Origin of the sequence: Paraburkholderia phymatum, assembly GCF_040965635.1 — a bacterium.
Taxonomy (GTDB): domain Bacteria; phylum Pseudomonadota; class Gammaproteobacteria; order Burkholderiales; family Burkholderiaceae; genus Paraburkholderia; species Paraburkholderia phymatum_B.
Window position 1 is genome coordinate 418,587 of sequence record NZ_JBFRCH010000002.1, and the last position, 26,301, is coordinate 444,887.

The 26,301-nt window shown below is 54.8% G+C and carries 21 protein-coding genes; 12 read left to right on the forward strand and 9 right to left on the reverse strand.

From position 1 onward, the window contains the following. Positions 1-379 precede the first annotated feature (379 nt). Together AB4Y32_RS05315 and AB4Y32_RS05320 are read left to right on the forward strand one after the other, a co-directional pair. A complete protein-coding gene (locus tag AB4Y32_RS05315; RefSeq protein WP_368720554.1) occupies positions 380-1,831 on the forward strand; it encodes a mannose-1-phosphate guanylyltransferase/mannose-6-phosphate isomerase in 1,452 nt (483 codons plus the stop codon). A gap of 159 nt (positions 1,832-1,990) precedes the next feature. Further along, a complete protein-coding gene (locus AB4Y32_RS05320) occupies positions 1,991-3,064 on the forward strand; it encodes a glycosyltransferase (RefSeq protein WP_368720309.1) in 1,074 nt (357 codons plus the stop codon). A gap of 47 nt (positions 3,065-3,111) precedes the next feature. Here the strand turns inward: AB4Y32_RS05320 and AB4Y32_RS05325 are convergent, their stop codons facing one another. Then, positions 3,112-4,077, reverse strand: a complete 966-nt coding sequence (locus AB4Y32_RS05325) for a glycosyltransferase family 2 protein (protein WP_368720310.1) — start codon at positions 4,075-4,077, stop codon at positions 3,112-3,114. Next, a complete protein-coding gene (locus AB4Y32_RS05330) occupies positions 4,074-4,523 on the reverse strand; it encodes a GtrA family protein (protein WP_368720311.1) in 450 nt (149 codons plus the stop codon). Before AB4Y32_RS05330 ends, AB4Y32_RS05325 begins: the two co-directional genes overlap by 4 nt. A 206-nt stretch (positions 4,524-4,729) precedes the next feature. Between AB4Y32_RS05330 and AB4Y32_RS05335 the strand changes: the two genes are divergently transcribed. Continuing rightward, positions 4,730-6,835 (forward strand): DUF6311 domain-containing protein, encoded by a 2,106-nt coding sequence (locus AB4Y32_RS05335; RefSeq protein WP_368720312.1) that lies wholly within the window; start codon positions 4,730-4,732, stop codon positions 6,833-6,835. Positions 6,836-7,029: 194 nt separating this feature from the next. Here AB4Y32_RS05335 and AB4Y32_RS05340 read toward each other — a convergent pair whose 3' ends face one another. From AB4Y32_RS05340 to AB4Y32_RS05360, 5 genes are all read right to left on the reverse strand, one after another. Beyond that, positions 7,030-7,464: a GtrA family protein gene (locus tag AB4Y32_RS05340; protein WP_368720313.1), complete on the reverse strand. Its 435-nt coding sequence runs from the start codon at positions 7,462-7,464 to the stop codon at positions 7,030-7,032. Beyond that, on the reverse strand, positions 7,464-8,426 hold the full coding sequence (locus tag AB4Y32_RS05345) for a WxcM-like domain-containing protein (protein ID WP_368720314.1): 963 nt from the start codon (positions 8,424-8,426) through the stop codon (positions 7,464-7,466). Before AB4Y32_RS05345 ends, AB4Y32_RS05340 begins: the two co-directional genes overlap by 1 nt. Then, positions 8,419-9,366 carry a glycosyltransferase family 2 protein gene (locus tag AB4Y32_RS05350; protein ID WP_368720315.1) on the reverse strand — a complete coding sequence of 316 codons (948 nt, stop codon included), beginning with the start codon at positions 9,364-9,366 and terminating at the stop codon, positions 8,419-8,421. The genes AB4Y32_RS05345 and AB4Y32_RS05350 overlap by 8 nt, the downstream gene beginning before the upstream one ends. Beyond that, on the reverse strand, positions 9,363-10,460 hold the full coding sequence (locus AB4Y32_RS05355) for a DegT/DnrJ/EryC1/StrS family aminotransferase (protein ID WP_368720316.1): 1,098 nt from the start codon (positions 10,458-10,460) through the stop codon (positions 9,363-9,365). Before AB4Y32_RS05355 ends, AB4Y32_RS05350 begins: the two co-directional genes overlap by 4 nt. Positions 10,461-10,733: 273 nt before the next feature. Further along, complete coding sequence (locus AB4Y32_RS05360; protein ID WP_368720317.1) at positions 10,734-11,960, reverse strand: hypothetical protein; 1,227 nt, start codon at positions 11,958-11,960, stop codon at positions 10,734-10,736. Positions 11,961-12,573: 613 nt separating this feature from the next. Between AB4Y32_RS05360 and AB4Y32_RS05365 the strand changes: the two genes are divergently transcribed. From AB4Y32_RS05365 to AB4Y32_RS05405, 9 genes are all read left to right on the forward strand, one after another. Beyond that, positions 12,574-14,607: a hypothetical protein gene (locus tag AB4Y32_RS05365; protein WP_368720318.1), complete on the forward strand. Its 2,034-nt coding sequence runs from the start codon at positions 12,574-12,576 to the stop codon at positions 14,605-14,607. Positions 14,608-15,252: 645 nt separating this feature from the next. Then, on the forward strand, positions 15,253-16,050 hold the full coding sequence (locus AB4Y32_RS05370; RefSeq protein WP_368720319.1) for an ABC transporter permease: 798 nt from the start codon (positions 15,253-15,255) through the stop codon (positions 16,048-16,050). A gap of 9 nt (positions 16,051-16,059) precedes the next feature. Then, entirely contained in the window at positions 16,060-16,821 is a 762-nt protein-coding gene (locus tag AB4Y32_RS05375; protein WP_368720320.1) for an ABC transporter ATP-binding protein, read from the forward strand. Continuing rightward, positions 16,814-17,998: an FkbM family methyltransferase gene (locus AB4Y32_RS05380; protein ID WP_368720321.1), complete on the forward strand. Its 1,185-nt coding sequence runs from the start codon at positions 16,814-16,816 to the stop codon at positions 17,996-17,998. Before AB4Y32_RS05375 ends, AB4Y32_RS05380 begins: the two co-directional genes overlap by 8 nt. Then, complete coding sequence (locus AB4Y32_RS05385) at positions 17,995-18,621, forward strand: acetyltransferase (protein WP_368720322.1); 627 nt, start codon at positions 17,995-17,997, stop codon at positions 18,619-18,621. The genes AB4Y32_RS05380 and AB4Y32_RS05385 overlap by 4 nt, the downstream gene beginning before the upstream one ends. 157 nt (positions 18,622-18,778) lie before the next feature. Beyond that, on the forward strand, positions 18,779-19,882 hold the full coding sequence (locus tag AB4Y32_RS05390; RefSeq protein ID WP_368720323.1) for a DegT/DnrJ/EryC1/StrS family aminotransferase: 1,104 nt from the start codon (positions 18,779-18,781) through the stop codon (positions 19,880-19,882). Then, complete coding sequence (locus AB4Y32_RS05395) at positions 19,882-20,919, forward strand: glycosyltransferase family 4 protein (RefSeq protein ID WP_368720324.1); 1,038 nt, start codon at positions 19,882-19,884, stop codon at positions 20,917-20,919. The genes AB4Y32_RS05390 and AB4Y32_RS05395 overlap by 1 nt, the downstream gene beginning before the upstream one ends. Beyond that, complete coding sequence (locus AB4Y32_RS05400) at positions 20,916-21,953, forward strand: glycosyltransferase family 4 protein (protein ID WP_368720325.1); 1,038 nt, start codon at positions 20,916-20,918, stop codon at positions 21,951-21,953. The genes AB4Y32_RS05395 and AB4Y32_RS05400 overlap by 4 nt, the downstream gene beginning before the upstream one ends. After that, positions 21,950-23,230, forward strand: coding sequence for a glycosyltransferase family 4 protein (locus AB4Y32_RS05405; RefSeq protein WP_368720326.1), 1,281 nt, complete (start codon positions 21,950-21,952; stop codon positions 23,228-23,230). The genes AB4Y32_RS05400 and AB4Y32_RS05405 overlap by 4 nt, the downstream gene beginning before the upstream one ends. 102 nt (positions 23,231-23,332) lie before the next feature. On the opposite strand, the gene AB4Y32_RS05410 is transcribed toward AB4Y32_RS05405, so the two are convergent. Then, complete coding sequence (locus AB4Y32_RS05410) at positions 23,333-25,891, reverse strand: glycosyltransferase family 4 protein (RefSeq protein ID WP_368720327.1); 2,559 nt, start codon at positions 25,889-25,891, stop codon at positions 23,333-23,335. Positions 25,892-25,911: 20 nt separating this feature from the next. After that, on the reverse strand, positions 25,912-26,181 hold the full coding sequence (locus AB4Y32_RS05415; protein WP_368720328.1) for a hypothetical protein: 270 nt from the start codon (positions 26,179-26,181) through the stop codon (positions 25,912-25,914). Positions 26,182-26,301 lie beyond the last annotated feature (120 nt).

Below are 26,301 nucleotides of genomic sequence, written 5' to 3' on the forward strand. Positions count from 1 at the left end.
CTCTTTTTATCGATAGATGCCGTACGCCGATCAGGGAGACTTTATCTCTAAGGACGCCATTATGCCGCACCGCCACAAGCAATTGCCATGCGTGCCAGCACGAATCCCTACCATTACACCGGCCGGCAAAAGCAGAGCCGATGCCAGACACCGCGCCTCACACGCGCACTGTCCAAGGCTGCCGCGGGGCAATTTGACAAGAGTCCGGGCATTAGCGTTGCAATTTTACAACGATATCGCATCCGACGCCGGTTCGCGACCCATAATCGCACGCTGCGCTGCAACAGCGGTAACCAAATGTAGATAACGAGGCGACCGTCCTTGCCGTTTCCGCTAGAATCCGGTACGCATAGCCATCAAGATGCTCCAGAGCAATTCAATGAACATAATCCCTGTCATTATCTGCGGCGGCGCGGGCACGCGTCTGTGGCCGGTATCTCGCGAAGCATTTCCCAAGCCGCTCCTGAAACTGGCAGATGGGCAAAGCCTCCTCCAGAAAACGTTCCTGCGAGCATTGAACGTCAGCAAGTCGGATGAGGTCGTGATTGTTACAAATCGTGACACTTATTTCCTGACGAAGGACGAATGCGTCGAAGTCGAATCCAGCGTGTCCCGGCTGGGTTTCGTGCTGGAACCGATGGCCCGCAACACGGCGGCGGCGATTGGGGTGGCGGCGGAAGTCGTACGCGAGCAGCACGGCCCGGATGCCATTATGCTGGTCATGCCTGCTGACCATCTGATCGAAGACGAAGATGCGTTCGGCGCGGCAGTGCAGCATGCAGCACGCTCTGCTCAGGAAGGACGGCTGGTGACATTCGGTATTCGCCCAACCACGCCGGAAACGGGCTTTGGTTACATCGAATACGATCAGGCGCCTATCGAGGGTGCCGAGGCCGTTCACAAGGTGATGCGGTTCGTTGAAAAGCCGGACCTGAATGTCGCGCGCGAGCTGGTCGCGGACGGACGCCATCTGTGGAATGCCGGCATGTTCTGCTTCACCGCCGAAACCCTGTTGGCCGAACTGGAGCGCCATGCGCCCGGCGTTGCAGGCCCTGCAGCCGATGCGGTGCGCACGTCCAAGCGCAGCATGTCGGACGACGGTTACGCAATCGAACTGGACGCTGCGCAATTTCGCAATGCCGAAGACATCTCCATCGATTATGCCGTCATGGAGCGCTCGGACAATGTCAATGTCGTACCCTGCCAGATGGGCTGGAGCGACATCGGCTCGTGGCAGTCGATCAGCGATCTGACACCGGCAGACAACCGTGGCAACCGCATTCATGGGGAAGCGGAACTGCATGACGTCGATGGCTGCTTCGTGCGCAGCGACGAGCGTGTCATTGGCATGGTCGGCGTTCGCGATCTGCTCGTCGTGGATACTGCCGATGCACTGCTGATTGCCGCTCGCGACCGTGCGCAGGACGTCAAGCAGATCGTCGCGAAGCTCAAGGAGGCCAATCACGATGCATACCGGTTGCATCGGACGGTGCATCGCCCGTGGGGGACCTACACCGTGCTCGAAGAAGGCGTGCGCTTCAAGATGAAGCGGATCGTCGTGAAGCCGGGTGCGTCACTCTCGCTTCAGATGCATCATCATCGCAGCGAACACTGGATCGTGGTCAGCGGCTGCGCAGATATCGTCAATGGCGACAAGCTGATTTCGCTGCAACCAAACGAGTCGACTTACATTCCGGCGGGACATAAGCATCGCCTCATCAATCCGGGCGTGATGGACCTCGTGCTGATCGAAGTTCAGTGCGGGGAATATCTCGGCGAGGACGACATCGTCCGGTTCGAGGACGTCTACGGTCGCGCGCCTGCGGCCTGAGCCTTCTTGCGCGGGAAGCGCGTAGCGCTTCCCGCCCGCCTTCTTCTGCGCTTCATTTGCAGTCGCTTGCGCAGTCAGTCGTTGCCGCCAGCAAACGACCTCTATCCAGTTTGGCTCATGCGCGTCCTACATTTTTATAAAACATATAAACCTGACTCGATGGGGGGAATCGAAGAGCTGATCAGCCAGATCTGCTCTGGCGCGGCCAAACGTGGCGTGTCGAGCGATGTGCTGACGGTGAGCAACGATACTTCGACGGTCGATTTCGGGGACCACAAGCACTATCGCGCGAAGCTGGACGTGGAGATTGCCTCGTCGGCATTCTCGATGGAGGCGTTCCGGCGATTCAGTTCGCTGGCGCGGCATGCGGACCTGATCCATTACCACTTTCCCTGGCCTTTCGCGGACGTCGTACACTTTGCGACGCGAGTACGGAAGCCATCGATCGTCACGTATCACTCCGACATCGTAAGACAGAAACTCTTGTTGCAGGTCTACCGACCTCTGCGTGATCGATTCCTATCGAGCGTCGACCGGATCGTTGCGACGTCGCCCAATTACCTTGCGACGAGCGACGTGCTACAGCGCTATAGGGATAAGGTCGAAGTCGTTCCGATCGGGCTTGATCCGACCTCCTACCCAGCGCCCTCTCCGGAAAAGTTGAAGGCTTGGCGAGATAGAATCGGGCCGAAGTTTTTTCTCTTTGTCGGCAACCTTCGTTACTACAAAGGTCTGCATATTCTGCTTGATGCGCTCCAGGGCACGGCCTTCAAAACGGTGATTGTCGGCGCGGGTCCGATGGAAGCCGAGTTGCGGGAGCAGGCTGCGCGGTTGAAGCTCAGCCATGTCGAGTTCGTCGGTCCAGTGGGTGATGAGGACAAGTTCGCCCTGCTTACGCTCTGCCACGCGTTGACGTTTCCGTCCCATTTACGGTCCGAGGCGTTTGGGATCTCGCTGCTGGAAGGCGCAATGTTCGGCAAGCCGCTGATTACCGCTGAGATCGGGACGGGGACTTCGTATATCAATGTCGATGGCGAAACGGGGTTTATCGTTCCACCGAATGATGTGCCGGCGCTTAGGGAAGCAATGCGCACTGTCTGGGCTGATGACAAACTCAGCGAGCGTCTCGGTTATGCCGGTCGCCAACGTTTCGAACGGCTCTTTACAGCCGACCACATGGTCGAGAGCTATGTCTCGCTATATCGAAGCCTTGTGACCCGAAAAGAAGCCTGAAAAACATAGTTTACCCGATTCGCTCTCAGGACGTGAACTTCATTGCATCACGAATTAACCGTCGAGATCGACTTGTCATCGCGGACAGATTTTTGGCGCACGATATACAGCGGTCGTCCTTTCTGCTCCTCATAGATTCGGCCAACATAAATGGCGAGCACGCCAACCGCAAGCAATATTGCCCCACTAAATGCAGCCTGCGAAATAATCACGGTCGTGAACCCGCTTAAGGAGCGACCCATGACATATCGCACCAATGTTTCTACGCATAAAAGCAAACTCACGGCGGACATAATCAGGCCGACTACAGCAATAAAAGTGAGCGGTAGCGACGAGAACGACAACAGGTTACTGATAGAGTATCTAATCAGTCCAATTGTCGACCATGTCGACTCACCTGCGGCGCGAGGCTGAACGTCGAACAGAATGTTGGCCTGCCGAAAACCCACCCACGCGACGAGCCCCCTGAAGAAGCGCGCGCGCTCAGGACATTGTTTGATGGCGTCGGCGACTTGCCGATCGATGAGTTTGTAGTCGCTCGCGCCTTTAAAATCGACGCCGGTCGCCTGAGAAAAAAGCCGGTAAAACAGCTTCGACGCCAACCTGTAAACCGCGCTTTCTTCACCGCGGTCGCGCTTTTTCGCGTTAACCACGTCTGCGCCCTCCCGCCACGCCTGAACCATCGAAGACATGAGCGACGGCGGATGCTGAAGGTCTGCATCGATGAACAGCACCGCGTCGCCCGACGCGTGCTCGAGTCCTGCCTCGAGCGCGGCCTCCTTGCCGAAATTTCGCGAGAAATTAATAGGCCGAAGTTGCGGAAACTGAGCCTCGAGTTTCAGCAGCGTCTCCGCCGTGGCATCTTTCGACCCATCATTAACGATGATAATCTCAAGATCGTCACAAAGCGGCATTGCTTCGTTCACAAGTGTCTCAACCGCATTCCGAAGATTGGGCGCCTCGTTATAAGCGGGTACGACGATCGAAAGAAAACCGCGTGATTGTTGATTCATGGAAGTGGATTCGCTTTTTTGCCAACGTGACCAAACAGTGCGCGCATCGCGACGAAATTGATGCACACCATCACGACTTCCGTGCAAAGCTTGCCGATCAACAACCGGCCGCCACACAACCAAAGCATTAGTTCAATAACGAATGGCGAAACCGTGATACCGAAAACCGTTACCCCGAGGTATCCGATCATCTGAAACGTGGACGAACGCTTTTGCGCAACAGCGGGATCACTGTGCGCAAACGAAAAATACTTATGCCCAAGAAATCCGCTGGCCGCCCCTACAGTGCGGCTGAAGACCTGTGCAAGAGCGGGATTGAAACCGCCGAGGCGAACCAAAGCCATGAAACAAGCGAAATCGACTAGGAACGATGCCCCACCGACGCCGATATAACGGACGAATGTCCAGAATATCCCGTTGTTTCGCACTAGCGACATCAACTTCATCTGTCCCCTTTTTCGCTCTCGTTCCGTTCGAAGCGGAGATTGTAAAGCATACGGTGCGTCACGACCGCCCTTAACGAGATTTGCCACGCTCAACCGCGGCATGTACAGTGACGGACCAACAGTGGGGACGGCCAGAAAGCCACCCAGTTTTGCAGTTACACGCGAATCCATAAAGCGTCGAGCCAAAAGCAAAATCCATTAAACGTATGCGCATTCAGAAATCTGCAGGCCAGAAGCCGGCTTCGAGCTCTCTTTGGATACCATGCCTGATCGGCGCCCTCTTTTTCTGGGGGTATACCGGCGGCGGCATTCTGGACCCAGAAAATATCAACTGGCTTTTGGCCTCGAATGGTGATCCCGTTCAACATTATGTCGGATGGAATTTCTTCCGAAACGAACCGTTTTTTCAGTGGCCGTTCGGAAAGAATCTTGCTTATGGCGAGCAGCTAGGCAGCTCAATCGTATTTACCGATTCGATTCCGTTGCTCGCATTTATTTTCCGGCCTTTTTCGGCCGTATTGCCGTCGACGTTCCAGTATTTTGGCATCTGGATATTACTGTGTTTTATTTTGCAGGCCGTATTTGCATGGCTGCTGCTTTCCCGCTCTATCAACGAAAGGCTGTTACTGATAGTTAGCACCTGCTTCTTCGTTTTTTCTCCGCCGATGATATGGCGCCTTTCGGGTCACGAAGCCCTGATGGGTCATTGGCTGATCCTGGCGGCGCTCTGCATTTACCTCGCGGATCGCAGGAAGCTTTTCTTGTGGCCTTTGTTGCTATCCGTCGCTGCGCTCATCCATGCCTATTTGTGTGCAATGTGCGCGGCGATCTGGCTAGCGGACGTGATTCGCCGTCGTTACTTCAAGACTGCCACAGCCCGGCAACTCACCCTGGAATTCGCCGTTACGATCGCATGCCTCGTATTCGTGATGCTATTCGCGGGTTATTTCGTTTCGAAAAGCGTGAGCGCTGGAGGATTCGGCGAATTCCGAATGAATCTGCTCTCGTTCGTCGAGCCGGGACCGATCTGGTCGACTTTCTATTCGACGCAGTACAACGGGGGGGATTACGAGGGATTTGCTTTTCTCGGCGTAGGCATGCTGATTCTGGTTGCGTTGACACTCGTGACCATGTACCGCAACCGTGATTCCGTTCCCTGGAACAGGTATCTATGCTTGCCTTTGGCCATTCTTTCTGGCGTTCTTATCCTATACGCACTCTCGGACCGTATTTCGTTTGGGCCGTATGACCTGTTCAACTATCGGCTCCCCAAATTTCTGCAGAAAGTCACCGACACCTTCCGGGTGTCCGGCCGCTTCGTCTGGCCTGTCTTCTACCTGCTAGAACTGTCGGTCTTCTCTATTTTTCTGCGGAACGTTCCGAGGAAACCGGCAACCATCATTCTTGCCGTGCTGCTCGTGATTCAAGGCGTCGATCTGGTCAAAGCGAATCAGATTCTCAGACAGCGCTGGTACGGCGGATATCAATGGCCTCTCAGTTCAGCATTCTGGTTGGACGCATCCAAGACATACAAGCGGCTCGCGTTCGTGATCCCGACAGAAGACACGCCCAACTCCGGCGTCATGCTCACGTACGCATCGAACAGCCATATGAGCGTAAACGGTGGCAGCATCGCGCGAGTCTCCTCTTTCGAACTCAACAAGGTACAGGAAGAACTTCGACAGGAAGTTGCGACGAACCACTACCGCGACGATACGCTGTACGTCTTTACTCGAGGCGAGTTGTGGAATGAAGCGACGGACAAGTTCCACGATGGGTTCATTGGAATCGTCGACGGCTATCGCGTTCTTGCGCCGCACTGGAAGGGATGCACGAGCACCTGTGGGGCCGTGCAAGTCACCGCAAGACAATCCCTCAATGTCTCGCGCACGATCGATTTCAGTCAGAATGGATCGACCGACTGGATGTCGATGCAGACCTGGTCAGGAGCGGAACCAACGGGGCGCTGGACCGACGGTAAGCAAGCTGCCCTTCGCATTTATCTAGGTAAGGTCCACGCCAATCATGTCCGCCTGCTCATCGACCTCCACGCGTTCGTTACACCTGCCCATCCCCAACAAAGAGCCGTAGTCAGAGTGAATGGAGAACCGTACGCAACGTGGACCTTCAATAATGCCGAGGACGTGCAGAAAGAGGTTATCGTGGATGCAAGCTTGCTCGCCAAATCCAATGACGAAGTCCGGCTTTCGTTCGAGCTTCCTGATGCCACGTCGCCGGAATCGCTTGGGATGAAGGGCGATAATCGGACGTTGGGATTGTTTGTTAAACGGATTACAGTATCCGGTAATTAATTAAGGCGGACGGCCACCTGCATGTGGCCCTCGCGGTTGTAGCGCCTTTCTCACTGTTGACTTCCACCGAATACTGACCCACTGTTTTCATCTAATTTGATCACCCCCAGACAGCGTAGTGCATCTATTCCGATGTGGACAACAACGGGAAACTCAATCTTCAATCAGGTTCGAGGCGGAATGGACAGCCGGCTTTAAAACTTGTTGACAGTCTCAGCGGTGACTTTGTCGCGCTTGCTTGAATGACGTGTCGCGTGAAGGACGATTTTACTCATCAGATAAGTCAAGGGCAGCATGCAAGCAGTTACGAACAACGGTGCATACGTGGAATTCAAATGCAAACCTTTCACCAGAACGCCCAGTAGAACGGCCGATGTTGCGTACTGGACAGCATAGACGATCGGATACGACACCGCCCCTCTCCATGACAAAGGCACTTTGAACACGAAAGTCGCGTTAAACCAGTACGCGAAAACAATGCCGCAGCAATATGCAACGAAGTAAGCGATCTGATAGTGAACGAACCGACTCAGACCTAAATAAATTAGATACGTAAACGCAGTATTCGAAAGACCACCCATTATAAAGCGCGACCATCTCTGCGCCTTTTGCTTAAGCGAAATCGACATCAGTGCTGAGTCCGTGAATTCACAATATCGACGAACTCGGCGTAACTCGCGACGTAGTCGCTTGCGTCGTAATAGTCGGAAGTGAAGACAAGCAAAACTGCATCGCTCGAATATTTATATTGGGTGCCCCATGTCAATGGCGGCAAATGAAGCCCAACGTCCGGTGAGTTGAGCGTAATTTCACGCCGTAAAACGCCGTCGTCCACGACCGCAGTGCAGCCGCCTTTGACGCAGATGAGGAACTGATGGCATTTCAGATGGGCATGCTCGCCGCGTTTGGCTTCACCCGGTACGTTGAATACCAGAAAGTAGCGTTTCGGCAGAAATGGAACGTCTCTTGCGAACTCGCCGACAGATAGTTCGCCACGAGGGTCACTGAACCGCTTGAATTTATGCAACGTTGCGTCACCAACGCCAACGCGTGTTACCGGCCCCTCTACGATCGACAAAGCTGACGCAGCGTGCGATGTCGCCGGCGCCACGGATTCGTTGTTGTCGACATAGCCCGTTATACGAGCGGGCGACCCCATGACGATCGCAAAGGGTGGAACCGATTTGGTAACGACTGCGCCTGCGCCGACCATGGCACCCATGCCGATGGTGATTCCAGGCAGCAGCACTGCGCCCCCGCCTATCGATGCACCCTTCTCAATTCGAGTTTGAGCAAACCTCTCGGGATAAACCTTTGAACGTGGAAACTTGTCGTTGGTAAAGGTGACGTTGGGCCCGATGAATACATCGTCAGCGACGTGAATGCCGTCCCAGAGATAAACGCCCGACTTGACCGTTACCCGATCGCCAATGACCACGTCGTTTTCGACGAGGCAATGCGAGCAAAGATTGACATCACGACCGATCTTCGCGTTCGGAAGCACGACCACGTATTGCCAGATCCGGCTCCCGGCGCCAATGGCTGAAGACTTGACGTCGGCCGTCTCATGAATGAATGTAGAATCAGCCATGTAAAACTACTCCGTCAGTTTGCAATTTAAGTGACACAACAGCCAACGGACGCCGCTTACTGTTTTCGTACGCGCGCCAGGCGTAGGTCCCAACCAGGCCGAGGCCCAGCAAGTTGAGTGCGCCAAGCATAAGAACTACCAGCATGGTTGCCGCGTAGCCGGGGACGGTAATGGCCCCTGCAATACGCGCCCCAAGGATCGACAGCCCCAGGAGAGTCGAAATGAACGAGCCGGCTGCGCCGATTCTTATCAAGAGGCGAATGGGAAGATCGGTGAACGCAAACATGCTGTCCATCATGTAGTCGATCTTCTTTCTGAGCGTCCACCCGGATACGCCTTCTTGGCGTTGCAGCCGTTGGTATCCGCACAATTTGCGCCGGAATCCGAGCCAGAAAATAAGCGCAATCAGCGACGAACGTGATTCCTCGAGTTGCAGCAACTGGTCCCGGAATGCGCGATTGCAGCCAAATACGTCCACGCCGCCCACCGGCATGTCGTGGACGACCATCCGGCGGTAAAGACTCCAGAAAATGGTCGAAGCGAGGCGCGACGAGAGCGGATCTTTCCGACTGTCGCGCGTCCCGATGACGACGTCGCATTCGTCGCCTGCAAGTGAGCTGAAGAACTCGATCAAGAGTTCTGGCGGCTCCTGCAAGTCTGCCGCCATGACGCCGAAGTATTCGCCGCGTGCGGCCGCAAGCCCAGAGCGTATTGCAGGGAATGAGCCGAAATTCCTCGAGTGCACGAGGATCTGCACCGGAAAACTCAAATTCCGGGAAGCATTGCGCAGCAATTCGAACGAACGATCGGGGCTGCCGTCGACCACGAACACCGCTTCCATCTGCCCATTGAGTTGACGGCTGATTCCACTCAGCGCCTCGACCAGACGAGGAATGGAACCCTCGTTCTTGTATACTGGGATGACGACGGAGAACTTCATACGCGCCAGCCGTTGACCACCGCAACGACGCGAGCAACCTCGTCATCGGTCATTTCCGGATAACAAGGCAGTGTCAGGATTTCTTTCGCCAGTTGTTCGGTGCTCGGCAGTTGCACGTCCGAGTACCGGTCTTCGAACACCGGTTGCCGGTAGTCAGGAATGGGGTAATGAATATCCGAGCCAATGCCTTCGGCACGCAGATGCTCACGCAACGCATCCCTGTGCGCGCTGCGGATCACGAACAGGTGAGCCACATATTCGGTGCCGCGATTTTGCGGAAGCACGATATCGGGGTGGTGGATATGCGAGCTGTAGTACGTCGCAATTTCGCGGCGGCGCGCATTGGCTTCGTCGAGTCGCGGCAGGAATACCGACAAGATAGCGGCCTGCATCTCGTCAAGGCGGCTATTGCGTCCGCCGGCGGTTTTGACCGTGTACTTGGATGCCCATCCATACTGGCGCAACGCCAGGACCCGCTCAGCCAGAACGTCGCTATTGGTGACAACGGCCCCGCCGTCACCCAGCGCACCGAGGTTCTTCGTGGGATAAAAGCTGAAACTTGCGATGTCACCAAACGTACCGACGCGCTTTCCGTCGATTGCCGCGCCGTGCGCCTGCGCGCAATCCTCGAGCAGCGAAACCTTGGAGTCGGCGCACAACCCGGCGATCTGCGCAATTTCCGGCACCGCGAGACCGTAGAGATGGGTGACGACGACAGATTTCACGCCGGCCTCGATCGCCGCCCGGACACCTGCCAGTGTCGCGACGTGGGTATTTACGTCCACGTCCATGAAATACGGTTCGGCGCCGATCGCCAACACGGCGGTCGTCGTGTAAGCGCCCGCATTCGCAACAGTAGCAACACGGTCGCCCTTTTCTATTCCGAGCGCTTTTAAGCCGATTTCGATCGCGTCCGTGCCGTTCGCAACGCTCACGCAATGACGGGCATTCAGATAGGCCGCGAACTGCTGTTCAAATGTCTTTACTTCCGGCCCCAGGACCAACCAACCGCTGGAAATGACGCGATCAACGGCTGCCTTAATTTGCGGCTGATAAGCGGCAATCCTGCTCGATAGATTATTCAGTTGTTGCATCAAGGAGTTCCACCGGAAAGGTTCAGGGCGCACCCGCGAGAAAGCGGACGAAAACGGGGATTTTATCGCGATCCAGGAGTGAAATGCGTCGCACTAGTCACTAAGCGTGCATTATTCGTTGCGACACCAATATCGCTCATGTCCCGGAACTGCCAGATCGCTAGTCCTGGCTGGTTACCCGATGCTCGACGAGGCCAGAATGCCGGATACAACGGACTGCATTGCCGCTTGCTGTCTCGAACGGACCATCGAGCTGTAGAGCCAGTGTGCAACCTATGCAGCGGGAAGTACTCTCAGCGAGCTCAGCCACATGGAGGCAGCACCGGAAAAAAGCAGGTATATACCGAAGCAAATGCATAACCAGCCCGCATTGCGTAAGGATTTTATGGTACAAAGCGCCCAAAGTGCGACAGGTAAAAATAGCGTGACTAGCGGAAATGCATATCGATTCTCGACTGCCGAAGGCGCATACACAGCTAACCAACTCGCGACGTAAGCAAACGACACGATACAGAAAGCCCGAAACAGGTCGCGCTGTTCACCCTTCTCAAACGCGAGAGCCGCTCTATAGATTCGCGTCCATCCAGCGAGCCCCCAGAACACCACGCCCTGAGACACCAAAAATGAAAGCCATCGCCATGAATGTGCATTCAGATGAACGTACGTGAACAGATAATCGAAATCTACTGCACCAAAGATATGAGCGAGCAGCGTGACTGCACCGGCGAGAGGATGGCTGAAATACCACGCAATGGTTCCCGTTGCCGAGCTTGCCCACGGACTCATGTAGGGCATCGCGCTACCTTGGCCGAGATCGTTCACGGCCGTTCCATACTTCAAGTATTGCTGCCCGAAGAAAAGCTGGCGCCCCTGAAGGTCGTAGACGGGCAAAAAGCTGTTCACATGGAATACGACACGATTGAAAATCACTTGAGGGGCTACCGCAATCGCAAATCCCAATGCAGCGACTATCAACCAGATGATGAACTGACCCCGCCGCATCTTGCATAGCGAAAAGGAATAGAGGACCAGCGCAACTGCCTCAAAAAGCAGGAAGTGAATATTTCCGGGCCTCACCATCACGGCAAAGCCAGTCAGAAGTCCAATCAGAAATAATCTCAACCATACAGATACCGGACTTGATTTGCCTGCAAGCAAATACAATCGTGTAAATATCGCTACAATTGCGATTTGTAAAATTAATGAAAAACCATCACTCAGTGCAATACCTAAGGCGGGAAATACTAATATATTTCCAAATAATCCCAGTAAAACGTACTGCCCTATCGGTTTAGACCATTCCTTATAGACGATTCTGGAAAAATACCAAGAGACAAGCAAATAAAGGCACGTCTGTGCGAGGAAAATGGAGAAGGAAAAGCTTAGGCCAACTGCTTTACCAATGCGGAGGACCAATGCCAGAAAGAGAGGATAACCATACGGTCTGAGGTCTGAGAACTCCGTTTTTCCAATACCTGAATCAGCAAATTGATTTGCCATAGAGGCGTACGAACCAGCGTCACAGCAGGGAGGATGCGCCAACTGATATCGGTAGCATAAGAATGTAAAAGCCAACGAAAAGGCCGTCAGACATGAAAGCAGATACCCTCTCTTTTTCAGCACTGTGCGGCCCCGATGATCAAGCTTTATGGAAGCCCGAAGTATAAGGTCGACACCGAGATTTCGCCATCAGCCGCTGAATCACGGGCAATGATCCGCTTCTTGCCGGCACAAACGTCTGATAACCGTCACACGGTCGTGGTAAACCGAAAAAAACGATGTTACGATTTTTGTAGGGGCTCTGTCCGACAGATGTATGTGTGCGGGGCTTGCGCTCTATTCTGATCGCTCGTCGTAGCCGGTCCCGTCGCTCGAGCGTACGCGCAAAGCCGAGCGTCGAGACACTTTCAGCCTCGACCTCAGCCCGAGGGAGAACGGCACGGCAGTTGAGTTTGATAGAATTGCCGGCCATTTGATGAGCCAATATCAGGCCGAGTAGCAGACAACTTTCAATATGCAAGCTCTCTTTGCACGCCGAAAGCACACTCAGAACACTGTGAATACTCAAGACGATCTTCCACTTAACTGGCCCCTTCGACGGAAGGGGATATTTTTGACGCAATGGTTCAGCAGGAAATCGTTCGTTGCCTGGGGGTCTCTCCCCGCCCTGTTTACGGTCTTCGTGATCTGGTACCCCTTCGGATTGTCTCTTGGCGCGATGCTGGAAGAGTGGGATATTCTGTATCTCATTCAAAAACACCCGGATTTCTGGAACTCATTTCCCGGCCATCTCCTCTCTGATAAATTTGCGGCGCGTCCCATGCAAACGCTTCCGCACTATATTGCGCACTTGATTAGCGCCAATTCATTCGAAGGATTCCACCTCATTCTGATGGTAGCGGTTCTGATGCGGATAATGAGCGCTGCAGCGATCGGCCATTATCTCTTCCGCAATCGGGCTTATGCAGCAGCCTTCGGCGTGATGGCGTTTGTCTTTCCAGCCGATACACAGCAATTCGAGTTTCGTACGTTTCACATAACTGTGGCAGTGGGGATGATGGTCTGTTCCGCCGCATGCACGATCAGAGCGTTTGAGGCACCCTCCGCAGGCAACAGATGGCTCTCGCTCGTCGTCGGTTCTGTTTTGGCATGTATGGCCGTGATGATCTACGAGCCTGCGCTCACGCTCTATGCGATCGCACCGGCCGTAATGCTCGCTCGCGAGGGATTCCGACCGTTCTTCGCACAGATCAGGTTGAATAAGCCGCTCTCTATAGCATGGATCGTCGCTCCATTGATCAATGCCGCGTACCTCTTCTACGCAATCGTCATTTATCAGAGTTCATATCAGGTAAATGCTTCTGGACAGGGTATGGGACACTCGGTTATCCATAACCTGCACTACCTGATCGGCTCGGCGGCATATCGTGTTTTTTTCGACACTTGGGTTTCCATGTTCTGGATTCTCGGGCAGATCGCTCATCCTGGGTATATCGCGCTCATCTCGGCGGCTTGTATCATCGGCATGCTGTTGCTTACCGATACCCAAACGAGGGCTGTCTCGTTTGCGCTCGTGGCGAGGTATTGGGTCACGGGGCTATTACTAATTGTTGCAGCCTACCTGCCCTACATGGTCGCCGAAACGCACATGCGAATAACGCAACGCACATTCATGGCGGGTGCGCCCGGCGCCAGCCTGGTGTTGATCGCGATGATCGCATGGCTTTTTCAGCGGCGACCATTCGTCGGAACAGTCGCGGCGGCAGTCTTTGTGATGCTCGGAATCGTCGCCCAGCTTTATCAGTTCGACAAATACACGCGAGATTATGTGAGTGTGGTTCGCCCCTACACTTCTGAGCTTGCCGATCGGATCGACCTGAGCAAAAAGGTTCACCTGGTGTTCGACAGGACGGGCTTTGGCGGTCACCTGAATGGCATCTATTCAACTAAGGTTCAAACCAGCCCAACTGTACGTCTGCGGCAAAACGCCGGCATTTCGGTCATGTGTCTGGATAGTCAGCAGTTGTCCTCGGCAGACCCATTTGCAGCTTGCACGCTTTCCGACGGAAAGTGGACAGTCCGCGACGCCGGTCAGCCGCCGACATCATACCCTGCGGCAGAGACACAGGTGATTACAATGGGGCCTGGTTTTGACAATACGTACCGCTCCGTTGGATCAGCGTGGCGAGATCAGGGCAGTTTCAAAATTTCGCGATCGATGTTTAAAACTGATGACCCACACGCTTATCATTGCGAGGCTGATTCGATGTGGGGTTATTCAGGATACTGTCGGGGAGAGGGTTGGACGGATGGAATTTTCGACCACTCGAGATTCGTCCATCAAAATTGGTTCTCGGCTTATCGGACGGACCCGACGCTCATTTTCCAGTTGACCCCTGTCGCACGCCCCTATGAACTGCGACTCGATCTCTTCGGGCTAATGGATGACTCCATGACGGTCACGATGCATGTAACGGTCAATGATTCTGCCGTTAGCATGCGCAAGATCGGACCTCTGACATACGTTGGGACTGTGCCAACGTCGTCACTAGAGACCGGTCAGAACGTCATCGCGTTTGATGGCGCGCTTCCGCCAGGTCGCTCCCTCGGGCTATCGCTGGTCGGCGCCTCGCTGACTCCGAACTAAGTACGAAAGGCACGGCCCCACACAAGGGCCCTTTCCTCGGCGTTGCCACCCACGTCAGAGGGAGCACGGGCGCTCGATTGAACCCTTATTCGCTGGCGCCGATGACGCGTGGATCCGGTAGTTATTACTGGGGCATCTGAAACGACAGTTTCCGGGCGTGCGAGTCGGTCGAATGATGAGCTTTCGTTCGCCGATATACGAAATGGTACGATACTGGTTTTTGGGGACAATCGTGCCGGACCACGGAACGATCAGACACGAAACGAAAGGCGGACGAAAGGCGCGGAACCCTGCTAACGCACATGCTCAAGAAAGGATGAATCGGCGCCTCCCTGCTGCCGCACGTGAACCTGTCGTTGCCGGCTCAGTCCTGCGTACAACCAAGCGATCACTACTCCCCGCAGGATTAGCTGTATCGCCGCGGGCTTGCCCGAATGCGAAAGCTCCGCAATAGCGTAGCGACACTCCATTAACCAGAAGACCGCCAAGCATACCGCTTATCGCGTGGAACATGTGAAGACTCCTACCGGACATTACGTGGCGCCTGATGTCCGCTATATGGGACTCGGGCAGGGTGCACCTCATGCGCTGGGGCGACCAGATCGTCGTTCTTGACAAACTTGCACTAATTTTTGGATACGTACGTTGAAACACCCATCAGCAATCGCCCTTGCCGACATTACCGCGGCCGTGCGTCGGATGCCGCTGGTTGGCCTACTGGGCTGGCAAGACGTCCGGCAACGCTACCGACGCTCTGCGTTGGGACCATTGTGGCTAACAATCAGCATGGGGGTCATGATCGGAACGATCGGCATTGTTTTCGGTTCGATCTTCAAGACGCCTCTACGCCAGTTCTTGCCGTTCCTGTCCGCGGGCATTATTTTCTGGGGCTTCATTTCGACGGTTCTGACGGAAAGTTGCGCCGGGTTTATCGCGGCCGAAGGGATCATCAAACAGCTACCCATACCGCTCTTTGTGCATGTCTTGCGCATGATGTGGCGAAACGTCCTCATCCTTGGTCACAATTTTGTCATTTTTCCGCTTGTGCTTCTGGCCGTGGCAGCCCCTCCGCACTGGTCGATTTTCGTCGCCATACCGGGCTTTCTCCTTCTTCTTGTCAACCTTTGCTGGCTTGGTCTTTTACTGGCGCTCGTCTGCGCACGCTTTCGCGATTTGGCCCAGATCGTCACCAGTGCGTTGCAGGTCGTTTTCTATCTGACCCCCATCGTCTGGATACCTAAAACCTTGCCGTCGGCTTCTGCAGTCTACCTACTGAATCTTAATCCGGTTTATCACTTGATCGAGATCGTTCGCGCACCGCTGTTGGGCGATCTGCCAACGATGCTGAACTGGACATACTCAGGGGGCATGGCGATTATCGGCTGGGTTGTTGCTCTTTTGGTCTACGGCCGCTACAAGCGCCGCATCGCATACTGGCTGTAATCGGGCACCATGGCATCGATAGAATTTGAAAATGTGAACGTCGATTTTGCCATCTATAACGCAAATGGCAGATCGTTAAAGAAGCGCCTCATGCAGGTCGCGACAGGCGGACAGATTGGGGCCGACGGTGACGGTCGTGTGATCGTTCGGGCACTCCAGAATCTCTCGTTCCGACTGTCCGACGGCGATCGCGTTGGACTGCTCGGACATAATGGGGCCGGCAAAAGTACCCTGTTAAGGCTGCTTAGCGGCGTTTATGAGCCGTCATCCGGGGTTGCTCGGATAAGCGGCGAAATCGGCTCTCTGATCGATATCTCCCTAGGCATCGACCCAGAAGCCAGCGGACGAGAAAACATCTACATACGTGGTGCATTGCTTGGCGTGCCGCGTGCGGAAATGAACAAACAGATCGATGAAATCATTTCCTTCTCGGAACTCGGCGACTTCATCGACATGCCCCTGCGGACATATTCATCCGGGATGCACCTGCGGCTCGCCTTCGCGGTCGCAACCATCGTGCGTCCGGAGATTCTTTTGATGGACGAATGGCTGGCCGTCGGCGATGAAGGCTTTAAACATCGAGCGGAAGAGAGAATGAATGAAATGGTAAAAGCCACGAATATTCTCGTGCTTGCCTCCCACTCTCGCGATCTGGTCCTGCATACGTGCAACCGGGTTATCTGGCTTGAACACGGAAAGGTCCGCATGGATGGCGACCCTGTTGCGGTCACAGACGCATACTTCGGGCGGGAGACAACCGCACATGACTGAACCACAAACCCAATCTGCGATGGCATTCAAGATCCGCTTGAAGGAAATTTTGCGCAACATTGCTAAGAAGCTTTACGGCTATTCTCGTCCATTCGTCCGTCCTGTAGCCTTTCGAACCAGAACGTTTTTTACGGCAGGCCTGAGAGACGAACTGAACCGGATGCAGCACGAATTGACGCATCAAATCCATCACGGGAACGGATCGAACGATGCACGCGTACTCGCGGCGGGCCTGCATCAGGCGATTCAGGCTTCCCGGCAGACAATCCTGGAAGAACTTGCATTCGAAAATGCCCAGTTGAAAACGACCCTACGGGACACGGTTGCTCGACTGGATCGGGTCGAACAGTATGCCCTGCTGTCTGCACGGCGTGCGGCCGTTCACTGCGAACCCGGTACGGTACTCGTAAGGACACCAACAGGTTTCGTTCTTTGCCCGGATTCGGACCATGCGTTGCTGGCCGCGCTGCTCGAAAACGGTGAACTGGAACCAGGCACTCGCCGTCTGATCGAACGATTCCTGGAGCCCGGCGATGTCTTTGTCGATGTGGGCGCAAATATCGGCCTGATCTCACTGGCCGCTGCGCGTGCGATGCAGGGAAACGGGAAAATTTTCGCCTTCGAACCGTTCCCTAGCACCCGCGCAATGATGGAACGCTCGCTCTGGATCAACGGACTGAGCCACATCGCACACGTCCGGGAAGCAGCAGTTTCGAACCAAAACGGTCGCTCAACCCTTTTTTTGGGACGAACTAGCGGGCATCATTCCATTTTTGCGCTCGATGAAGCAGGTACGGCTTCCGCACATCAGGTAGAGGTCGAACTGGTCACGCTCGACTCGACGTTGCCGCGGGACCAGCCGATCACCTTGATCAAGATCGACGTAGAAGGTGCCGAGCTCGAAGTCGTCGAAGGCGCAACATCGACTCTGCAGCGCAACGAAGACGTTGCGCTGATCGCGGAATTCGGCCCTTCGCATTTGCGACGAACGGCGCGCGGTGTCGACGAGTGGCTCGGCGCATTCGAGAAACTGGGGTATTGTTTCCGCCGGATAAATGCGGAAACGGGCGCACTTGAAAACGTTACACAAGACGAACTGCTCGCCGCCGAGAGCACGAATCTCTTTTTTGCCAGACCATCGGCTCCGGCATGGAAAAAGCTTGGGATAGACTTATGACAGACGAGATTATCGTAGTCGGCGCAGGCGGCCATGCAAAAGTCTGTATCGAGATCTTGCATGAAATGGGCGAGACAGTCGCATATTGCGTCGGCGACGCCAACGCGAGCGATCAATGCGTGGGCGTGCCGGTCCTGAAAGGTGATGAAAATCTGGTGGACCTTCACGCGCGCGGTTACCGACGTGTTTTTGTGGCGATCGGTTCAAACCGGTTGCGTAATCGCCTCGCTGCATACGCGACCGAGCTTGGATTTACTTTGACAAATGCGGTACATCCGAAGGCTATCATCTCGCAGACAGTGAAGTTTGGCGAAGGGGTTGCTGTCATGGCTGGCGCAGTCATCAACGCAGAATCTGTTATCGATTCGCTGGCAATTGTGAATACGGGCGCTACGATCGACCACGACTGCGATATAGGCAGGGCTGTTCATATCGCGCCGCAATGTGCGCTTGCTGGAAACGTCACGATTGGAGCGTTTTCGATTCTCGGCGTAGGCGCCAAAGTCATTCCAGAAAAAACCATTGGTGAACAAGTCACAGTTGGCGCAGGCGGTGTAGTGATTAATGATATCAGCGCAAGCCAGACAGTCGTTGGCGTGCCCGCCCGCAGACTTGAGAAATAAACAGTCTGCATCGTCGGTGCGTATCGGCATAATCAATAGACGCGTTGGAACATCTACTCATCAAATAAGACTTTGTGCCGGATCTGTTGCCTCGCTCCGGTTGTGATAAATGTACGGTCGCAGGCGATGAGCCCGATCCCATGAATAAGGTCATGTAATGAAAAGAATTTCGGTAGCTCAACCTACTCTTAACGGCAACGAGCGCAAGTACGTACTGGACTGCATCGACAGCACCTGGATTTCCTCGGCCGGCAAATACATAACGGCCTTCGAGGAAGCGTTTGCGCGCTTTTGCGGCGTCAAGCATGCGATCGCTACCAACAATGGTACGACTGCATTGCATCTTGCCTTGGTGGCACTCGGCCTGCAAGCGGGTGACGAGGTCATCATCCCTACCGTAACTTACATTGCAACGGCGAACGCAGTTCGATACTGTGGAGCGACACCCGTCCTGGTCGATGTGCAGGCGGAAACGATGAACATCGATCCGGCCGAAATCGAACGAAAAATCACACCACGCACCAAGGGCATTATCCCTGTGCATCTGTACGGCCATCCCGCCGCAATGGACGCCATCAACGAAATCGCACGCAAGCACGAGCTCTGGGTCGTCGAAGATGCTGCAGAAGCACATGGTGCCGAAGTCCACGGACGTAAGGTCGGAACGCTCGGTACCTGTGCCACCTTCAGCTTTTTCGGCAACAAGATCGTCACCACGGGCGAAGGGGGCATGGTCACGACGGACGACGACAAGCTCGCTGAGAGTCTTCGCCTGTTCCGCGGCCAGGGCATGGATCTGAAGCGTCGCTACTGGTTCCCCGTCATCGGCTATAACTATCGGATGACGAATATCGAGGCTGCCATCGGTCTGGCTCAGCTGGAAAACGTCGAGCCTGCTCTCGCGTTTCGTAGCCAATTGGCCGACTGGTACAACGAAGAGTTGTCAAGCCTGAAAGACGAATTGGTGTTGCCGACGCAAGACAACGGAACCAAACACGTATACTGGATGTACACCGTATTTCTTAAAGCAGGTGACTCGCGGCGCCGGGACTCTTTGATGAGAGTCATGGACGAGGAAGGCATCGAAACCCGCCCTGTCTTTTATCCGATGCACGTACTCCCTCCATATGCGGAAGCGACGAGTTATCCCGTTGCCGATACTTGGGCACAGCGCGGCATTAATTTGCCGACGCACCAAGGTCTTACGCGCGAGGATGTTACCCGTATAGCCGCAGTGCTCCGACAAGCTCTCCGAAAATAATGAAGATCGCACTGGTGTCGACGTTCGTGCCGTTCGTTAAGGGCGGCGCGCGCAATATCGTCGAATGGCTTGAGTATGTCCTCCGCAATGAAGGGCATCAGGTAGAGGTTATCTACCTGCCCGAAGTCGATTCGCCCGCCACGCTGTATCAGCAAATGGCGGCATTCCGATGGATCGATCTGTCGGCCGCCGACAGGGTCATCTGCTTCCGGCCGCAAGCTCATCTGATCCAGCATCATCATAAGATTCTTTGGTTTATCCATCACGTGCGTGCGTTCTACGATCTTTGGGACAACGATCTTTATAGGGGTTGTCCCAACGACGAAAACCACAGGGGATTTAGAAAGGCGTTGCACGAGACCGATACGGCGGCTATATCCGAGGCGAAGCGCGTTTTCACAAATTCAAAGGTGGTTTCGGCGAGACTGAAGCGTTTCAACAACGTGGACAGCGAAGTTTTGTATCCTCCCGTCTTCCAGTCAGAGCGCTTCTTCTGCCGGCATTATAACGACGAGATCGTTTACGTTTGCCGCGTCGAGCACCACAAACGTCAGCATCTGCTGATTAATGCAATCGCATTGACAAAGACAAATGTGCGTTTGCGCATTTGTGGCTCAAGCTTCGATTCCGGTTATCCGAACGAACTGCGCAGGCAGATCGCAGCGCTGGGTGTAGAGCACAAGGTCAGGCTCGACGATCGATGGATTAGCGAAGAAGAAAAGGTAGACATCCTAGCCGATTGTCTTGCCGTTGCGTACTTGCCCGAGGATGAAGATTCCTATGGTTATCCGAGCGTCGAAGGAAGTCACGCGTCGAAAGCAATCATCACCACGTCCGATTCGGGCGGGGTGTTAGAACTCGTAGTCGATGGTGTGAACGGTTTCATCGCTGAACCAAATCCGCAAGCGTTGGCCAGTACCATGGACAAGCTTTTTAGCGATCGACAGATGGCAAGGACAATGGGCGAAAGCGCGCGTAACAGACTCGATGAAATCAAGATTTCGTGGTCTCATGTCCTAGAGAGACTTCTCGCATGAAAGTGTTGATTGTCAATAACATGGCGCCGTTTGTATGGGGCGGAGCCGAAGAGCTCGCAGTGAATTTGCAGCGAAATCTTGTCATAAATGGACACGACGCCGAGGTCCTGCGAATCCCATTTCAGTGGGAGCCAGCAACACGCATACCGTCGCAGATGTTAATGGTTAGGGCGTTTGAACTTTCGAATGTCGATCACGTTATCGCGTTGAAATTTCCGGCATTTTATATTCGCCACTCCAAAAAGACCCTGTGGCTGCTGCATCAGTATCGCCAAGCCTACGATCTCTTTGATGTAGGCCAGACGAACCTCCCACCGGGCGAGGTGGGAGAAGAATTGAAAGCGCTCATTAGGAACGCCGATAATCAGACATTTGCAGAGAGCCGTCATATCTTCACGAATTCTGAAGTAACGCGTCAGCGCCTCAAGAAATACAATGGTTTCGATGCTGAAGTATTGTTGCCCCCTATCAACAACCCCGAGCTTTTCTTGAATAACGAGAGTCGAGGGTATATCTTCGCGGGCGGACGCGTTAACAGCATGAAGCGACAACATCTGCTGGTCGAGGCAATGCGCCTCACCAGTCAGCAGGTGAAGCTGGTCGTCGCTGGTCCACCGGATAGTCCGGCAGATGCACAACTGCTTGAGCGTACCGTCCACGAATGCGGTCTCTCCGACAAAGTCACGCTAGACCTTCGCTTTTTGCCCAGAGAAAAGTACGCTGAGTACCTAAATCACGCGGCGGCAGTTGCCTATTTGCCCTTTGACGAAGACTCTCTTGGTTACGTCGCAATGGAAGCGGCAACCGCTAAAAAAGCCCTGATTACGACGACAGACAGCGGCGGCATCCTCGGCTTGGTTAAAAATCAGCAATCCGGATGGGTTACGGAGCCTACGCCATCGGCTCTCGCTGAAGTGCTTAACGAAGCTATCGCGAAGCCATCGGTCGCGCGAAAGTACGGAGTCGGCGCGTTCGACATCTGGACGGGCTTTGGCATTACCTGGCCCGCGACTGTAGAGAGACTTCTGCGATGAACATCCTTTTTTTCACCCCGGTCAACGAAGCATCAGCGATTGCGCGAGTATCGTGCCTGCTGACGCGGGAACTCATCGCATCGGGGCATCACATAACCGTGGTGTCTACGGAGAAGATGACGTATGGTCCGGCTCGCGACTTTGGCGCGGAGATCGTGTCCTGGTCGGACGAGTCGCGGATCATTCACGAGTCGTCAAAAGCGCAGTTAGTCATTTACCAGATCGGCGACAACTACAACTTCCATCGGGGCGCAATCGAGTGGCTCCCCCGGTTGCAGGGCATTGTCTGCCTGCATGATTTTTATGTCGCCAATCTCTTTAATGCATGGGGTTCGGAGCACCCGGACGAAGCAAAGGCTTTGCTTCGATACTGGTACGGTGAGGCAATCGCCACCAGTTTCTTCGAGATGGCGAGAAGGTCCGATTTCATAGAGCAGACGGCCGATAAGGCGCCTCTGACAGAATGGATCGCTTCATATGCGCTTGCAGTCGTAAGCCATAGTCATTGGGGGATGCCTCGTGTAAAGGCTTCCTGCGCAGGCCCCGTTAAAGTCGTGCCGTTACCCTATAACACGACGGTCGACGTACAGCCGGCGGGATACGAGAGACACGAGAACCACTTGGCGTTACTCACAGTCGGACATATCAACGCAAATAAGCGTGTTGCGAGCGTTATTCGTGCGATCGGCAGCAGTCCGTCGTTGAGGCGCAAAGTGACCTATCGCCTTGTCGGACCAATCTCGCCGGATGCCGTATTGGAACTATCTGACCTCGCGAACGCGCTCCGGGTCAAATTGCTGATCTCGGGTGCCGTCGATGACGAAACCTTGGCACAAGCGTTTGCGGAGTCCGACGTGGTAAGTTGTTTGCGATGGCCTAGTCTTGAAGCAGCGTCGGCTTCCGCTATCGAAGCCATGCTTTGGGGTAAACCTATCGTCGTCACAGACACCGGCTTCTACAAGGATATTCCTGACAATCTCGTCGCGAAAATTCCGCCATCAAACGAGATTGCCGAAATTCGCGCCGCACTTGAGCGATTCGACAAATCGCCATCCGAACGCTCGATGATGGGCGAACGTGCGCGGCAGTGGGCCACCGAAACATATTCCTCAAAAAACTACGCTCAGAGCCTCGTTGATCTGGCGGGGAGTCTGCATGAAGATCGTCCTATTGCCGTTGCGCGGGCGTACTTCAGGAAGGTTCTTGCTGACTGGGGAAGCAATCCTGATCGGCACTGGTGCGACCATTCACTTGGCATGCCAACGTACACCGGATAACAATTCTTTTGTCTTTTTTCACGAGTCCACGTAGCGATCGCGCGTGGTCCTAGGTAATTGTTTTGTGTGGCCGGCTCGGACGGCGGTAGCCACATCCGTGAGTTACATATGGAAGTCTCTTCCAGGAACCACATGGGACCAATTTTCACCCAATAGGACGGCTTTAATCCGATCCGCACTCTCCGCCCACGTCAGCCACGGCATTCCAGCAGAAGACGGGACCTGCCCCGCCGCATTCGCTGCGAGCCACGCCTGTACCGCATCGGCCAGTGCCTCAGCGGACGCGCCGTCGAAGTAGTAGGCGTACTCACCCGCCACTTCCCGAAAGACCGGCAACTCGCGCGTGATAATCGGCAAGCCCTTCTGCGCCGCCTCGATCAACGGCAAACCGAATCCCTCTCCATTCGACGCAGTCAGCAGCACGGTCGACGCCTGGTATATCTGCGCCAGGAACTCGTCGCTCGCCCCCTGTAGCCAGAACAGGTGTCGATTCATTTCAGGATGCTGTTCAAGCTTCTTCGCGAATTCATCAAGTCCCCAGCCGGCTTTGCCAACGATGACGAGATTGACATCGAGCCCATCTGACCAAAGCTTCTCGAACGCCGCGATTGCCTGAACGTGCCCTTTCCGTGGCTCAACCGTGCCCACCATCAGCACCGTAGGCTTCGACCGAAGTTTTCGCAGCGTCTCGGGAGCGTCTGCTGGGATGCCTTTGGAAGGTTGGCTGCTGTCGATATCCGCCCCAAGATGAAAATAACCAAGCTTCAATTCCCGCTGACGATCAGCCGGATTCGTATCGAGCCAGACGCGCAAGTCGTCGGCAACAGCGCGAGAAATCCCGATCAAGCCGTCAGAAACGTGCGAGAGAGTCTTGAGCCACGGTGGGAAACATAGCGCGATCACTTCGGGGAACCAGTCCGGGTGCATTACCGGAAGCAGGTCATACACGACAAAGTGAATCTTCACGCCGCGTCGGCGTTGGCGCACGAACCATTGCTCCACGAGCGGAACCCAATCGGCCACCAGATCGAGACCCAGGAAAATATCGCCTTGCTGCGTATCGAGCCATTCGTCGGCTTCGTCAACGGGCGCGTCACCGGTATGAAGCGTGCGCCAGAACGCGTTCGCATAGCGGTATTCCTTCGCGCTACGATCGAGCCTCACTGGCCGCACTTGCCAACCGGCAGGCGGCGACTTCAACAAGTGGAGCAAGATCGACCGCGTAACACGCTGGATGCCCGATTTCGCATCGTGCTCACACAGAACCGATACATCGACAAACAATTGCGGCACCCGTCCAACTCGCTGATTCGCAGCAATCGCGTGCGCGCTCGACAGAAAATCGGCTTCGGTAACTGGCAAGTTGATGTTCCCGAGCGCATCCAGCAACTGTCCGTAGTGACTCTGTGCTTCGTCTGCCCGCTTTTCCGCGACAGCGGATCCGTGCGCTGCATGTGCTTTTTCAAAAGCCTCGAGCGCGCGCTTGCCAGTCGCGTCCCAAGAAAATTCGGAGGCTCGCTCGATTGCGTTACTGCGCAACAAATCCCAAAACGCACGTTCATCGAGCGCCCGTTTCATCATCGTCGTCATCTCCGGGAGATTCAGCGGATCGAAGAGCGCATCTTTCCGCTGGATGACTTCCGGAATACTCGTAGTACCAGAACCGATGACAGCCGCACCACATGCCATCGCTTCAAGCGCAGGCAGGCCAAAGCCTTCGTGCAACGAAGGAAACACGAACAAGTGACACAGGTTATAAAGGGCGATGAGATCCTTGTCGGATACATAGCCGGCCAGCACGAGGTCGTCGCGCGAAAGGCCGTTCGACTTTGCCAGCTCATACAGCTTCGCCGAATTCGATTCGGTAGCCTGGCAGACCATGAACAGCTGATACCGCTTTCGCAACTCGGCGGGCAGACGCGAATACGCTACGATCAGACCGTCAAGGTTCTTGCGCGGCTCGACGATACCCGTCGTCATGACAAACGGACGTCTGATGTTGAACTTCCTGAGAACTGCCGCTCGCTCGGATTCAGAAAACTCTATTGGTCTGAATGCGTCGGATACAGCCGAAGAAATATTGGTGATCTTCTCGCGCGGAATCCTCAGTTCGCTCGCTGCTTCTTCGCCGCAATAGGCGGAAATACCCAGTAGAACGTCAGCACGCTTAAGCCCGGCAATCTTGCCCATATAGTGCTGCTTGAATCCCCCGTCAACAAGATACTTGTCTGGATTCAGATAGGGAATCAGATCGTACAGCGTCACTGCCGTCAGCACTTCCGGGTACAAAGCCTTGATCGACGTAACCGAATTGTCGACATAGCCCTCGAACAGGCTGCTGACGTGAACGAGATCAGGCTCCAGTTCGGCAATCGCATGTTCGCGAATCATCTCCGCGGCACGGGTACGCCAGTCATCGACGCCTCGATACAGATTCAGCGGGGGCAATGAAAATACCGCGATGCGTTCTACCGGCATCAAATCGGAGAATGCATGTCGAATACTTTCGACAGTATCCGGAAAGAGGTCGTTGAGAACGATCCATGCTTCGTGGCCGCGAGCATTGCGCACGATGGCTTTCGCGAGAGCCATGCTATACCGTCCGATTCCGCGCAACCTGCTGACGGACTGGCAACCCTGTAAATCCAAAACAATACGCATGGTGGTTCTAGCGATTACGCTTATTTACGGTTTGCGCTCTTAGACCGCATCAGATCGTGATAGACCGCTCGTCCTCGCGCCGTAAGCTGATTAACGGACGTGACTGTCGCCAAGGACGTCGCGGCACCGAGCGCCGCTTCTGCGCCGACGATACGAATCAGTTGCGAACGCAATTTTGGGTAACGGCGCAGGGTGTCCGCAACGCTTTGTTTGACGGCTGGCTGATTTCTGAGGAAGGCCGCCATGCGGGCAAGACCTGGCCGGGCGAACCGTTTGAATGCTTTTCTCATGGAGACGACCTTCTCGTCGCGCTCGCTGCGCGAAGTTTTCTCGAGTCAACGTAGGTATTGGTTCCGCGCGGCGGTCGATCATGCGTCGACGCGAAGCGCCGCATCGGATTTCCGCCGAAT

Bases quoted from the DNA above. Each gene is read 5' to 3' on its own strand.
- AB4Y32_RS05380 (WP_368720321.1), top strand. From the start codon at position 16,814: ATGACTGAACCACAAACCCAATCTGCGATGGCATTCAAGATCCGCTTG.
- AB4Y32_RS05315 (WP_368720554.1), top strand. From the start codon at position 380: ATGAACATAATCCCTGTCATTATCTGCGGCGGCGCGGGCACGCGTCTG.
- AB4Y32_RS05340 (WP_368720313.1), bottom strand. From the start codon at position 7,464: ATGTCGATTTCGCTTAAGCAAAAGGCGCAGAGATGGTCGCGCTTTATA.
- AB4Y32_RS05335 (WP_368720312.1), top strand. From the start codon at position 4,730: ATGCGCATTCAGAAATCTGCAGGCCAGAAGCCGGCTTCGAGCTCTCTT.
- AB4Y32_RS05320 (WP_368720309.1), top strand. From the start codon at position 1,991: ATGGGGGGAATCGAAGAGCTGATCAGCCAGATCTGCTCTGGCGCGGCC.
- AB4Y32_RS05345 (WP_368720314.1), bottom strand. From the start codon at position 8,426: ATGGCTGATTCTACATTCATTCATGAGACGGCCGACGTCAAGTCTTCA.
- AB4Y32_RS05400 (WP_368720325.1), top strand. From the start codon at position 20,916: ATGAAAGTGTTGATTGTCAATAACATGGCGCCGTTTGTATGGGGCGGA.
- AB4Y32_RS05330 (WP_368720311.1), bottom strand. From the start codon at position 4,523: ATGAAGTTGATGTCGCTAGTGCGAAACAACGGGATATTCTGGACATTC.
- AB4Y32_RS05360 (WP_368720317.1), bottom strand. From the start codon at position 11,960: ATGGCAAATCAATTTGCTGATTCAGGTATTGGAAAAACGGAGTTCTCA.
- AB4Y32_RS05350 (WP_368720315.1), bottom strand. From the start codon at position 9,366: ATGAAGTTCTCCGTCGTCATCCCAGTATACAAGAACGAGGGTTCCATT.
- AB4Y32_RS05410 (WP_368720327.1), bottom strand. From the start codon at position 25,891: ATGCGTATTGTTTTGGATTTACAGGGTTGCCAGTCCGTCAGCAGGTTG.
- AB4Y32_RS05385 (WP_368720322.1), top strand. From the start codon at position 17,995: ATGACAGACGAGATTATCGTAGTCGGCGCAGGCGGCCATGCAAAAGTC.
- AB4Y32_RS05355 (WP_368720316.1), bottom strand. From the start codon at position 10,460: ATGCAACAACTGAATAATCTATCGAGCAGGATTGCCGCTTATCAGCCG.
- AB4Y32_RS05415 (WP_368720328.1), bottom strand. From the start codon at position 26,181: ATGAGAAAAGCATTCAAACGGTTCGCCCGGCCAGGTCTTGCCCGCATG.
- AB4Y32_RS05405 (WP_368720326.1), top strand. From the start codon at position 21,950: ATGAACATCCTTTTTTTCACCCCGGTCAACGAAGCATCAGCGATTGCG.
- AB4Y32_RS05375 (WP_368720320.1), top strand. From the start codon at position 16,060: ATGGCATCGATAGAATTTGAAAATGTGAACGTCGATTTTGCCATCTAT.
- AB4Y32_RS05390 (WP_368720323.1), top strand. From the start codon at position 18,779: ATGAAAAGAATTTCGGTAGCTCAACCTACTCTTAACGGCAACGAGCGC.
- AB4Y32_RS05325 (WP_368720310.1), bottom strand. From the start codon at position 4,077: ATGAATCAACAATCACGCGGTTTTCTTTCGATCGTCGTACCCGCTTAT.
- AB4Y32_RS05395 (WP_368720324.1), top strand. From the start codon at position 19,882: ATGAAGATCGCACTGGTGTCGACGTTCGTGCCGTTCGTTAAGGGCGGC.